The sequence below is a fragment of the Streptomyces nanshensis genome (genome assembly GCF_001751255.1).
Classification (GTDB): Bacteria; Actinomycetota; Actinomycetes; order Streptomycetales; family Streptomycetaceae; genus Streptomyces; species Streptomyces nanshensis_A.
In genome coordinates this window covers 1-12,220 of sequence record NZ_LJGW01000717.1, presented here as the reverse complement: position 1 = coordinate 12,220, position 12,220 = coordinate 1, and the positions used below count along the sequence as shown (strand labels likewise).

The window sequence follows — 12,220 nt, the reverse complement described above, 5'->3', positions numbered from 1 at the left end:
GGTCGCTCACGCCGCGCCCCGCACCGTGGACACCCCGTCGGCTGCCGCTGCGTCCGCGCCCGCCACGGCTCCGCCCTCGACGCCCGAGGAGAGCGCGGAGCGCTGGTCCGCGTTCCAGCAGGGCACCGCCTCCGGCCGGGCCGCCGCCGGGACGGGCCCGGGTCCGGTACGGCCCGACGGTCCCCACACGGACACCGGTACGGAGACGACCCCGGAGACCGATGCCCGTACCGCCGCCCACACCGACACCGGAACCAGCTCCAGGCCCAGCCCCGGCACCGACACAGCCCCCGACTCCCCCGACCCCGATCCCGACTCCCGCCACAGCCACGGCCCCAGCACGAGCAGCACGAGCAGGGCAAGCAGCGCACGCGAGACCGGCGGCCCGGCCGCCGCGGCCGAGCCGTCAGAGACGTCCGACGCACCCGGCGGCTCCGGCCCCGGTGCGTAAGAAGGGAACCGCCCACATGACCACCCCCGCGCGCCGGCCCGTCCGGGAGGACACGTCCTGGGTGCTGGCACCGCTCCTCGAACTGCCGCATGTGATCCACGCGGCGGTCATCTCCGGGGACGGCCTCATCGAGGGCCGTTCGCCGAACCTGGGACGCGACGCCGCCGAGGGCGTCGCCGCGATGCTCTCCGCGCTCCAGGGCGCGGCCCGTACCACCACGGCGGCGTTCGCCGGGGACTACGCGGTCACGCTGCGGCAGACCGTGATCGAGTCCGACAAGGGCTGGGTGTTCGCGATACCCGCGGGCGACAACACATGTCTGGCGGTCTTCGCCGGGCCCGAGGTCAACATGGGAGTCGTCACACACCAGATGCAGGTCCAGGTCGCGACCCTGGGCGCCAAGGCGATGAGCCGTCCCACCCGGAGCGACAGTCCGGAATGACTCCGCCGCCGCGTGACCAACGACGTCTCGTGCCCGCGTATCTGGCCACGACCGGACGCGCGCGCCCCAGCCGCAACACGCTGGACCGGCTCACCGTGCTGCACGCCCCCGGCGACCCGTCGGGAGGCGGACTGCGCCCGCAGCAGCGGCGGTTGCTGGAGCTGCTCCAGCCCGGCCCGCTGTCGCTGGCCGAGGCCGCGGCCCATCTGCGGTTGCCCGTCAGCGTCGTGAAGGTCATGGTGGCCGACCTGGTCGACGCGGGCCGCCTGTCGGCCCGCGCCCCCGTACCCGACGCCGAACTGCCGGACCGGCAGATTCTGGAGAAGGTTCTCGATGGACTCCGCACTCTCAAGTCCTCCCGGTGACGGCCACGATGAGGCAGACGACCCGGCTCCAGCCGCCGCCGGTTCCGGCACCGGAGCCGGAACCGGCGTCAGCGCCCCCGTCTCCGTCCCCGCTCCCGTCCCTGCCCCCGTCCCCGAAGCCGGCATCTACCTCGACGGCGAACGCACGCAGACGCTGGTGAAGTTGCTGGTGGCGGGCCCGTTCGGGGTCGGGAAGTCCACCTTCATCCGGTCGCTGTCGGAGACGGAGCCGCTGCACACCGAGGAGATGCTGACCAGCGGCAGCGCGCTGGTCGACGATCTGTCGGGCGTCCGGGAGAAGTCCACGACGACGGTGGCGATCGACTTCGGACGGCTGACGCTGCCGGGCGACCTCGTGCTCTATCTGTTCGGCACACCGGGCCAGCGCCGCTTCTCCTCGCTGTGGCAGGACATCTCGCGCGGCGCGCTGGGCGCGCTCGTACTCGCCGACGCCCGGCGGCTGTCCGACTCCTTCGAGGTGATGGACATGATCGAGGACGCGGGGCTGCGCTACGCGGTCGCCGTCAACTGCTTCCCCGACTCCCCCGCGCACCGGCCCTCGGCGCTGCGCGACCATCTCGACCTGCTGCCGGACACCCCGCTCGTGCTGTGCGACGCACGCGACCCCGTCCAGGCCACCGACGCGCTGATCGGCCTCGTGGGCCACGTGCTCACCCGCACTCCCCAGGAGACCGCGTGACCGCCCCACCGCCCCGGCCGGCTCCCTCGTCCCCACCCGGAGCGACTGCCTCGTCCCCGCCCGGACCGGTACCGGCCGCGCCCTCGACTCCCGCCGCACCCGAGCAGGAACCCGTGGACGGACCCGTACCCGCGGCGCGACGTGCGGTCGCGCGGCTGTACGGGCCGGAGTTCGCCGCCGATCCGGAGGCGGTCTACGAGCGGCTGCGCCGGTACGGCACGCTCGCGCCCGTGGAGATCTCACCGGACGTACCGGCGCTGCTCGTCACGGACTACCGGGCGGCGCTGGACCTGCTGCACGACGAGGGCACCTGGTCCAAGGACCCGCGCGGCTGGCAGGAGACGCTGCCGGCCGGCTCGCCCGTCCTGCCCATGCTGGGCTGGCGCCCCAACGTCATGTTCAACGACGGTGATGTGCACGCCCGTTACCGCCGGGTGATCACCGACGGCTTCGAGCGGATCGCCCCGCACGAACTGCGCGCGACGGTGGTGAGCATCGCCGACGCGCTCATCGCGGACTTCGGCGCGGACCACGAGGCCGATCTGATGGGCCAGTTCGCCCGCGTCCTCCCGCTCAGGCTCTTCAACCGCCTGTTCGGGCTGCCCGACTCCCACAGCGACCGGCTCATCTCCGCCATCGCCGGGATGCTGGAGGGCGATCCGGCGCAGGCGTCGGCGGCGAACGCCGAGTTCGAGGGGTATGTCGCCGAGCTGATCTCCTCCAAGAGGCGTGCGCGGGGCCGCGATCTGACGTCCTGGTTCATGGACCATCCCGCGGAGCTCAGCGAGGAGGAGATCACCCACCAGATCGTGCTCACGATGGCCGCGGGCCACGAGCCGACGGCCAACCTCATCGGCAACGCCCTCGCCCGCATGCTCACCGACGACCGCTACTACGGCACGCTGTCCGGCGGCGCCCTCACCCCGCGCGACGCCATCCAGGACGTACTGCTCAACGACCCGCCCGTCGCCAACTACGCGGCGCACTTCCCCAAGCGCGACGTCGACTTCCACGGGACGCGGATCGCCGCGGGAACGCTCGTCATGGTCTCCCTCGCGGCGGCGGGCGCCCAGCACGGCCGTACGGAGGCGCCGGGCGCCGGCGCGGCGAGCGGCTCCGGCGGCGGGGCGCATCTGGCGTGGTCCGCGGGGGCGCACACCTGCCCCGTGCCCCGCTCCGCGCTGCTCATCGCCACCACCGCGATCGAACGGCTCACCGCCTGGCTGTCCGACATCGAACTGGCCGTCCCGCGGGGCGAACTCGCCCACCGGCTGGGCCCGTTCTACCGCGCCCTGACCCGGCTGCCCGTCCGCTTCACTCCGATCCGCCCCGACCAGGCAGGAGCCACCCCATGGGACAGCAGCGCCGCCCCGCATCCCGCCCCGCCGGCATGAGCCCGGGTGCCGAGGACGCAAGCCCCGGTACGGACGACGCGAACCTCGATCACGGTGACGCGCACCCCACACCCGCCGGCAGGCCCCCCGAGCCCGTCATGGCCCTCGACCCCGCTGGCCGCGCCGTCCACGCCGAGGCGGACCGCCTCCGCGCGTTCGGCCCCGCCACCCTCGTCGAACTGCCCGCCGGGATACACGCCTGGACGGTGAACAGCTTCGATCTGCTCAAGCGGCTGCTGACGGACGAGAGGGTCTCCAAGGACCCCCGACGGCACTGGCCGGCCTGGCAGCGCGGCGAGTTCCACGAGACGTGGATCCGTTCCTGGGTCGGCGTCACCAACATGTTCAGCTCGTACGGCTCCGAGCACCGGCGCCTGCGCAAGCTCGTCGCCCCGGCCTTCACGGCACGCCGTACGGAGGCGATGCGTCCCCGCGTCGAGCGGATCACCGCCGAACTGCTCGACACGATGGCCGCGTTACCCGCGGACCGGCCCGTCGATCTGCGCAGCGCCTACGCACACCCGCTGCCGATGGGCGTGATCTGCGAGCTCTTCGGCATCCCGGAGGACCAACGGCCCGCGATGGCCCGCCTCGTCGAGCGCGTCATGGACACCTCGGCCTCCGCCGAGGAGGCCGCCCGTACGGCCCGTGAGGTGCAGAGCGCCTTCGGCGCGCTCGTGGAACTGAAGCGCGAGCAGCCCGGTGAGGATCTGACGAGCGTGCTCGTCTCCGCCCGTGACGACGAACCGGACCCCGAGACGAAGGGCCCCGACAAGAACGGCCCCGGCACGAAGAACCCCGGCGGGAAGGGCGCGAAGCTCTCCGAGGCCGAACTGCTCGACACACTCCTGCTCGTCGTCGGCGCGGGCCACGAGACGACGGTGAACCTCATCGGTAACGCCGTGCACGCGCTGCTCACCCACCCCGGCCAACTCGCCGCCGTCCTCGCCGGCGAGCAGTCCTGGGACGACGTGATCGAGGAGACGCTGCGCTGGGCGCCCAGCATCGCGTCGCTGCCGCTGCGGTACGCCGTCGAGGACATCGCGCTGCCGGACGGTACGACGATCCGTCAGGGCGAGGCGATCCTCGCGACGTACGCGGCGGCCGGGCGCGACCCGGAGCGGCACGGCGCGACGGCGGACGCGTTCGACGTACGGCGCGGCGACAAGGAGCACCTGTCGTTCGGGCACGGCGTGCACTTCTGCCTGGGCGCCCCCCTTGCGCGCATGGAAGCCCGCACCGCGCTCCCCGCCCTCTTCGAGCGCTTCCCGCGGCTGTCCCTCGCGGCGCCCGAGGAGGAGTCGACGCAGGTGGAGTCGTTCATCGCACACGGCCACCGGACGCTGCCGGTGCTGCTGCACGGCCCCCGACGGCACCCGGACGAGGCACCGCCGAGGTGACGTACCGCCAGATGTTCCGTGCGCCCCGGCGCATCTCGCGTGCGTCCCCGTGCGGCGTGCGTGCCGCCCCGTACGGCGCAAGTCGGTCCCCCGTGCCGCTACCACACCAATCGCCCCTGTTCCGTGAGAAGTTCGTAGGTCTCGTAGAGGACTCGGGGCCCTGATGACGTATAGCTGACAAGCAAGGCAGACTGACCCCTGCGGGAGTGGATAAGGAGCGCAGGGGGCCACCATGGGCGCCGAGGGGAACGTCGGCCGCGGCAACGGGCAACGGGAGCACACACTGTGCCTCGGTGTGCTCGGGCCGGTCCGCGCGTACCGGGGCGACCAGGAGCTGCCGATGGGCTCCCCGCAGCAACGCGCGCTGCTGGCGGCCCTGTTGCTGCGCGGCGGCCACACCGCCACCGCCGAGGAGCTGATCGACGCCATCTGGGGCGAGGAGCCCCCGGAGCGGGCGAAGGCCGCACTGCGCACCTACGCCTCCCGTATCCGCAAGGCCCTCGGGAACGACGCGGAGCTGCTGGCCAGCGATTCCGGAGGCTATGCGATCCGTACGGGCCGCGCCTACTCCGACGTCGCCCTGGACCTGGACGTCGCGACGGCGCATGTCTCGGAGGCGGAGAAGTCCGCGGCGAGCGGCGACCGTTCGGGCGCCCGCGAGAGCTACGCCGCCGCGCTGGCGCAGTGGAGCGGTGAGGCACTGGCGCATGTGCCCGGCCCCTTCGCCGAGCGGCACCGCAGACGTCTGACGGAGTGGCAGCAGACCCTGCTGGAGCACCGCGTCGACCTGGACCTCCAACTCGGCCTGCACACCGAGTCGGTGAGCGAGCTGACGGCCCTGACGGCCGCGCACCCGCTGCGCGAGAGGTTCCGCGAGCTGCTGATGCTCGCGCTGTACCGCAGCGGCAGGCAGGCCGAGGCGCTGGCCGTCTTCGCCGACACCCGGCGACTGCTCGCCGAGGAGCTGGGCGTCGATCCCTGCCCGGAGCTGACGGTCCTCCACCAGCGCATCCTGGAGGCCGACCCCGGTCTCGCCCTCGCTCCGGACGAGCCGTCGGGCCCGGTCACGCCCAAGCCGGCGCAGCCCGCCCAACTGCCCGCCGCCGTCGCCGACTTCACCGGCCGCGCCGCCTTCGTCGCGGAGCTGAAGGACCAACTCGCCCAGGCCGAGGGCACGGTGATGGCCGTCTCCGCGGTGGCGGGCATCGGCGGCGTGGGCAAGACGACCCTCGCCGTGCACGTCGCGCACGCCGCCGCCGAGTTCTTCCCGGACGGCCAGCTCTACGTGGACCTCCAGGGCGCGGGCCCCTCCGCGGCCGAACCGCAGGCCGTCCTCGGGGCGTTCCTGCGCTCGCTCGGTGTGGACGACGCCAGCGTGCCGGACGGCGTCGAGGAGCGGTCCGCGCTGTTCCGCTCACTGCTGTCGGGACGCCGGGTGCTGACGTTCCTGGACAACGCGCGTGACGCGGCGCAGGTCCGTCCGCTCCTGGCGGGAGCGGCGGGCTGCGCGGCGCTGGTCACCAGCCGTATACGCATGGTGGATCTGGCCGGCGCGCATCTCATCGACCTCGATGTGATGAGCCCCGACGAGGCGCTGACCCTGTTCACGCGCATCGTCGGCAAGGAGCGCGTCGACGCGGAGCGCAAGGCCGCCATGGCCGTGGTCGGCGCCTGCGGATTCCTGCCGCTGGCCATCCGTATCGCGGCGGCGCGCCTCGCCTCCCGCCGTACGTGGACGGTCGCGGCCCTCGCCGAGAAGCTCGCGGACGAGCACCGGCGCCTCGACGAACTCCAGGTCGGCGACCAGGCGGTCAAGGCCACCTTCGAACTCGGCTACGGACAGCTCGAGTACGAACAGGCCCGCGCCTTCCGCCTGTTGGGCCTGGCCGACGGCCCCGACATCTCCCTGGAGGCCGCGGCGGCGCTGCTGGACCGTCCGGTCGACGCGACGGAGTCGCTGCTGGAGTCGCTGGTCGACGCGTCCCTGCTGGAGTCCGCGGCCCCGGTGCGCTACCGCTTCCACGACCTCGTACGTCTCTTCGCCCGCGCCTGCGCCGAACGCGACGAACAGCCCCCGTCGGAGCGGGAAGCCGCCTTCTCGCGGCTGCTGGACTTCTATCTCGCCTCGGCCTCCAAGGTGTTCGCTCTGGAACGCCCGGGAGAGCGGGCCCTGGACCACCTCGTACAGCCCCACTCCGCCGGCACGCACTTCGGCAGCAGGGACGACGCGCTCCGCTGGCTCTTCTCGGAGGCCGACTGCGTGCTCTCCTGCGTGCAGCAGGCGGCGGAGCGCGGCATGCTGCGCCATGCCGCCGATCTGCTGATCGCCATGAAGGACTGCGCCGATTCGGGAGTGCACTCCCTGCGCTACGAGCGGGCCGCAACCGCCGTACGGGACGCGGCCAGTGCCGTGGACGACGCCCTGGCCGGGGCCCGCGTCCAGAGCATGCTGACGCACGCGCACATCGTGGCCGGCCGCTTCGACCAGGCGGACGAGGAGGCCCGGCGGGCCAGCAGTCTCGCCGAGAGGGCCGGTGACACGCTGACGACGTGCTGGTCCCTGAACCAGCGCGGCATCATCGCCATCTGCCAGAGCCGCTACGCGGACAGCGAGGGATTCCTGCTGCGGGCGATCGACGCGTTCCGCGCCGACGGCAACCGCCCCAGCGAGGCGAGCGCCCTGTGCAACCTCTCGCAGGTCAGCCTGGAGGCCGGGGACACCAACCGGGCGATCTGGCTGACGCAGCAGGGCCTGGAGATCTACGAGAGCCTCGACCACAGGATGCGCATGGCCAACGGGCGTTACGCCCTCGGGCGCGCGCTCACCCGGGCCGACCGCATCCCCGAAGGGCTGGAACAGCTCACCAAGGCCGTGACGCTCTTCCGTGAGACGCGGCAGCCGCTGTGGGAGGGGACCTCCCATTTCCGCATCGCCGAGGCCCACTTGGCGGCGGGCCGCCCCGGCCAGGCGGCCGCACACGCCGAACAGGCCCTCGCGCTGCGGGGTATCGGCGGCGAGTGGATGCGCGGCAGGATGCTCACCGTGCTCGGCCGCGCCCTCCTGGCGCTGGGTCAGCACGACCGGGGACGGGTGTGCTGGAAGGACGCCCTCGCCCTGTTCGACGACATGGGCGCCTCCGACGCGGAGGAAGTGCGCGGGCTCCTGACCCCCGCCCCGGCCGCGTAAACGTCCTCCACGGCCGCGCTTATCAGGCGTTCATCGATCGTTTATCGCGGCTCGGCAGTCTTGTCCCATCGATCCGTCGCGTCGGGGGGCAGGCGGATCTGGGGGGAGGTCGCAACCCGGTTATGGTGAGCGGCCCAAAGTCCGCCCGGCGGCCGACGGGGGAGTCGCCGGGCGGGCACGTTCAGCACAATCGGCCACAAAGCCACAGGAGTTCGGCCATGAGCGAGACAACACAGTCCACCGTCGAGGACTTCGAGAAGGAGTTCGAGACCACCGACGAGCACGCGCCCATCAGCGGCATGTCGGCGACGGACGAGCACGCACCCATCAAGGCCAAGTCGCCGTCGGACGAGCACGCGCCGATCAAGGCGGCCTCGGCGACGGACGAACACGCGCCCATCGGCGCCGAGTCGGCGGACGACGAGCACGCACCCATCGGTGCGGAGTCGGCGGACGACGAGCACGCGCCGATCGCCGCCGAGTCGGCCAAGGAAGAAGGCCCGGGCCGGTAGGCCCGTTTCCAGGGGGGAAAACGGCGGGCTTGGCGTCAGCGGCGCGGAGGGGGTGCCGCTGCCGCCGGGCCCGCTGCTTTGAGCGACCGGCCGAGGGGGAACCCTGAAGTTGCCGGATGGTTCCGCGATGTCACCGATCCGTATCTCCGAAGGAGAGAAATGCTCAAAGTTCTGAGAACGCTCGCCATTTGCTCGTTACTCGTAGCCGGAGCAGTCTCTCCAGCGGTGGCCGCCGGAACTTCGCCGTCGGACGTGACGAGTTCCCACAGCGTCCAGATCAACGACCACAGGGACGAACACGTGCCGTGATCCCCGGCAGGCCGGTAACGGCGTGAGGGGCGGACCGCAGTCGCGGTCCGCCCCTCACCCGTTTTTCGCGCCGTCAGCCGGTCGACCGCCGGCAGCCGGTCAGCTCGGTCGGGACTCGGTCAACTCACCGACTGCACACGGCACTCGGTCACATCGCCGATCCGCTTCGGGTGCGCCATCCGTACGTCCACCGACTGCGTCGCGCGGCTGCCGACCCGTACCTCGGCCGTGCCCGAGTCGACGGTCGCCCCCGAGGCGTCGAGGAAGACGACCGTCACGCGGTAGGACTTGCCCACGCGGTTCGGGTTGCGCACGTCCACCACGGCCTTCGCCTCACTGCCGCTCTGCGCCGCGCACCGGGTGACGGTCCCGGAGGGCGAGGCGTCGGTGGTGCCGTTACGGGAGCCGGTCGTCGTCCCCGTCGTGTGGTTGTACCGCCGGGAGTTGCGGTAGCCGTCGCCGGAGCCGTAGGAGCGGTCGTCACTTGTGCCGTCGTAACTGCCGCTTCCGCTATGGCTGTTGTGGCTGCTGGTGCTCGAACTGCTGCACCCGCCGCCCGAGCTGTGGCTGTGGCTGCGCCCGCCGCCCTTGCGCCCCGGGCTGAAGCCGCTGAGCGCCACGAGCACGACTGCCACGGCGGCGATGAGCCTGAGATGACGCGACATGGATGAGACCCCCGATCTTGACATGACCCTGGAGGCGGTACGCCCCCGTGCGGGGACGCCGCCCGGTGGCCGGTGGGTTCCGCCGCGCGTACCGTTTTCTTCGGGACGGCGCACGCCTGCGGCGTCCGCCTGCTTCCCGGCGGGGAAGGCGCCCGCGGGGAAGGAGTGACCGCGGTGCCTGGAAGCGAGGCGAAGCCGATGGTCCGTAATCTTCTCGGCGGTCTGCTCGCGCTCGCCGGAGCCGCCGCTGCGGTGTGGAGCCCCTTCCGTGACTGGTACGGGAGCCGCACGGGCCGCAGTTACCGGATCGGCGAGCTGTTCTCCTCCGACGGCGTCACCGGCGCGCACGCCGGGCTGTGGACGGGGCTGTTCCTGCCCATGCTCGCCGCGGCGGTGCTCACCCTGCTCGCGGTGGCCGCACGCTCCCGTCTGCTGGTGGCCCTCGCGGGCCTGCTCGTCCTGGGCTTCGTCGTGCTGTGGACGGTCCGCCAGGGGCAGGCCGCGGGGACGCTCACCGCGGGCGCCGGCGGACTCGGCGAAGGCGTGGGCCTGGCGTACGGGGGCGGTGTGCTGCTGCTCCTGGCCGCACCCGTGCTGCGGGGGCGGCGTCCGCGCGGACGCCGCCGCAAGGGCCGGGTACGCGGGTACGGGCAGGGGTACGGGCGGGTGGACGACAGGTACGCCGGCACCGCCGCCGCCGACTCCGGGGACTTCGGGGACTTCGGGGACCAGCCCGGGTACGGGGCGTACGGGGAGCAGGAGCACTCCGAAATGCCCCAGCCCTACGGCCCGTTCGAGGGGACCCCGGCGCCGCCCCCGTCCCCGCACGGTGCGTACCGGGAGGACGCCTGGCCCCCGTACGACCAGACCGAGGCCGCCGACGCCCGGGACACGGCCGCGCAGCAGCCGTACGAGCCCCGGCAGCCGCAGCAACCGGACGACCAGCGCCCCGACGACCAACACCGCGACGACCGGTACCGCGACGACTCCACACCGCCCGAGGAGTGGGACCCGTGGGGCAGCGGCCCCGGCCCCGCCGACCAGCCCCCGCAGGGCCCGCAACGGCAGCCGCCGCGGCGGCCACCGGGATCCGGCTGAGCCTCAGTGCCCGGGCAGGAAGAAGCAGAACGGATGGCCCGCCGGGTCGAACAGGACGCGTACGCCCTCCTGCGGCTGGTACTCCGCGACGGTCGCTCCCCCGGCGACCGCATGGTCCGAGGCCACGTCGAGATCGTCGACCTCGATGTCGAGGTGGACCATCATCTGCTGGTCGCCGGGGCCCGCCGGCCACACCGGACGTACATGCTCCGCCTCGGTCTGGAAGTGCAGTCCGGGCCCGCCGTCGGGGGCTTCGAGCATCACCCAGTCCGGCTCGTCCCACCTCAGGCGCCAGCCCAGCACATGGCGGTAGAAGTCCGCGAGCGCACGCGGATCGGGCGCTCCGAGCACGACGCCGGAGAGTCTTGTACGGGGCCTGTCGCTCACCGTTCCTCCTCGCCTCTCCCGTCCACGCCGTCCACGCCGTCCGCGCGCTGCCCGCCGGTGCGGGCGGGCCCGGAACTCAGCCCTGGCGGGCCTGGCCGGTGCCCTTCGCCGCGTCCAGCGCGTACACGCAGCGGTCCTTGCTGCACGCGTAGACGACGCCGCGCTCGGCCACCGGCGAGCCGGTGATCTCGCCGCCCGTCGCCAGCTTCCAGCGGAGCTGGCCGCCGACGGCGTCGAGCGTGTACAGGCAGTGGTCGGCCGAGCCGAAGTGGACCCGGCCGTCGGCGACCACGGGTGCGCCCACCACGTCGCCGCCGGCCGCGAACCGCCAGCGCGGCGTACCGCTCACGGCGTCCAGCGTGTAGAGCGCGCCGCCGCTGCCCAGATGCACCAGACCGTCGGCGGCCACGACGGGCTCCGTGGAGTGCCGCGCCTCCGTCGCGATCCGCCACCGGTCCTGGCCGGTGAGGGCGTCCAGGGCGTAGACCGTGCCGAGGTGGTCGGCGAGATAGACCCCTCCGCCCGCGACCGCCGGTCCGTGGACGAACGCCGCCGGGCTGAGGAAGGCCGCCGGGGCGTCGAAGCGCCAGCGCTCCGCGCCGCTCACACCGTCCAGGGCGTGGACGCGCGAACCGGCGCAGACGTACACCGCGCCGTCCTCGGCGATGGTCAGCCGGACCGGGACGCCGCCGGTGGTGGCCGCGTCGCCCACCGGGTACGACCAGCGCTCGGCGCCCGTGCGGGCCTCCAGCGCGAACAGCCGGCCCTCGCCCCAGGTGTAGACCGTGCCCTCGTGCACGGAGGGACCGGCCTCGCGCGTCTCGAACTCGGTCTGCGCGCCGCCCAGTTCCCACAGCTTCTCGCCGACCGTCGCGTCCCACGCCTGTACGCCGCCGCCCCGGGTGCCCGTGACGACGGTGCCGCGGTCGACGTGGAGGGAGAAGACCCAGCCGTCGGTGGCCAGCCGCCACAGCTCCGAGCCGTCGCGGGCGTCCAGGGCGTAGAGGCTCGGACCGTCCGAAGCGTGCACTCGGCCGTCGGAGACGGCCATCGACCAGGCGACCTCGCGCGTCCTGAACTGGCGCCGCCCGCTGGCCACATCGAGCGCGTGCACCTCGAAGGAGGTGACGTAGAGCAGATCGTCGGCGACGACCGGGGTGCCCCACACGTCGTTCGACATCCGGAACCGCCACGGACGCCAGCGCTGCTGCCGTCCCTGACCGCCCGCGTCGCCGCTCGCGCCGGGGGCGCCGGTCACGCCGCCCGGACCGGCGAACGGCGGCGGCGACGCCTCGCCGCCCATCCCCGCC

Annotated in this window: 11 protein-coding genes and 1 pseudogene; 9 read left to right on the top strand and 3 right to left on the bottom strand. The window is 73.1% G+C overall.

The window, feature by feature from the left end; all coding sequences use genetic code 11:
- The 8 genes and pseudogenes from AN218_RS37675 to AN218_RS32960 form a co-directional block, all read left to right on the top strand.
- Positions 1–451: pseudogene (locus AN218_RS37675) on the top strand (hypothetical protein); the annotation flags it as partial.
- Positions 452–467: 16 nt separating this feature from the next.
- A complete protein-coding gene (locus tag AN218_RS32990; RefSeq protein WP_070020701.1) occupies positions 468–893 on the top strand; it encodes a roadblock/LC7 domain-containing protein in 426 nt (141 codons plus the stop codon).
- Positions 890–1,258, top strand: coding sequence for a DUF742 domain-containing protein (locus AN218_RS32985; protein WP_070020700.1), 369 nt, complete (start codon positions 890–892; stop codon positions 1,256–1,258). Before AN218_RS32990 ends, AN218_RS32985 begins: the two co-directional genes overlap by 4 nt.
- A gap of 124 nt (positions 1,259–1,382) precedes the next feature.
- Complete coding sequence (locus AN218_RS32980; RefSeq protein WP_070020704.1) at positions 1,383–1,958, top strand: GTP-binding protein; 576 nt, start codon at positions 1,383–1,385, stop codon at positions 1,956–1,958.
- A 113-nt stretch (positions 1,959–2,071) separates the two neighbouring features.
- Positions 2,072–3,352, top strand: coding sequence for a cytochrome P450 family protein (locus AN218_RS32975; RefSeq protein ID WP_070020699.1), 1,281 nt, complete (start codon positions 2,072–2,074; stop codon positions 3,350–3,352).
- Positions 3,353–3,450: 98 nt separating this feature from the next.
- Entirely contained in the window at positions 3,451–4,752 is a 1,302-nt protein-coding gene (locus AN218_RS32970) for a cytochrome P450 family protein (RefSeq protein ID WP_070020703.1), read from the top strand.
- Between the two features lie 232 nt (positions 4,753–4,984).
- Entirely contained in the window at positions 4,985–7,939 is a 2,955-nt protein-coding gene (gene afsR, locus AN218_RS32965) for an SARP-family global regulator AfsR (RefSeq protein ID WP_070020698.1), read from the top strand.
- Positions 7,940–8,157: 218 nt separating this feature from the next.
- The gene (locus AN218_RS32960; protein ID WP_070020697.1) at positions 8,158–8,451 is read left to right on the top strand and encodes a hypothetical protein; all 294 of its coding nucleotides are present in this window, start codon (positions 8,158–8,160) and stop codon (positions 8,449–8,451) included.
- A gap of 428 nt (positions 8,452–8,879) precedes the next feature.
- Here the strand turns inward: AN218_RS32960 and AN218_RS32955 are convergent, their stop codons facing one another.
- The gene (locus AN218_RS32955; protein WP_070020696.1) at positions 8,880–9,425 is read right to left on the bottom strand and encodes a hypothetical protein; all 546 of its coding nucleotides are present in this window, start codon (positions 9,423–9,425) and stop codon (positions 8,880–8,882) included.
- A 174-nt stretch (positions 9,426–9,599) separates the two neighbouring features.
- Here AN218_RS32955 and AN218_RS32950 point away from each other — a divergent pair, with 174 nt between their 5' ends.
- A complete protein-coding gene (locus AN218_RS32950; protein ID WP_244900904.1) occupies positions 9,600–10,523 on the top strand; it encodes a hypothetical protein in 924 nt (307 codons plus the stop codon).
- 3 nt (positions 10,524–10,526) lie between these two features.
- On the opposite strand, the gene AN218_RS32945 is transcribed toward AN218_RS32950, so the two are convergent.
- Both AN218_RS32945 and AN218_RS32940 read right to left on the bottom strand, forming a co-directional pair.
- Entirely contained in the window at positions 10,527–10,910 is a 384-nt protein-coding gene (locus tag AN218_RS32945; RefSeq protein WP_070020694.1) for a VOC family protein, read from the bottom strand.
- Between the two features lie 76 nt (positions 10,911–10,986).
- Positions 10,987–12,220 (bottom strand): outer membrane protein assembly factor BamB family protein (locus tag AN218_RS32940; protein WP_171908882.1); only part of this gene is annotated, 1,234 nt, incomplete at its 5' end.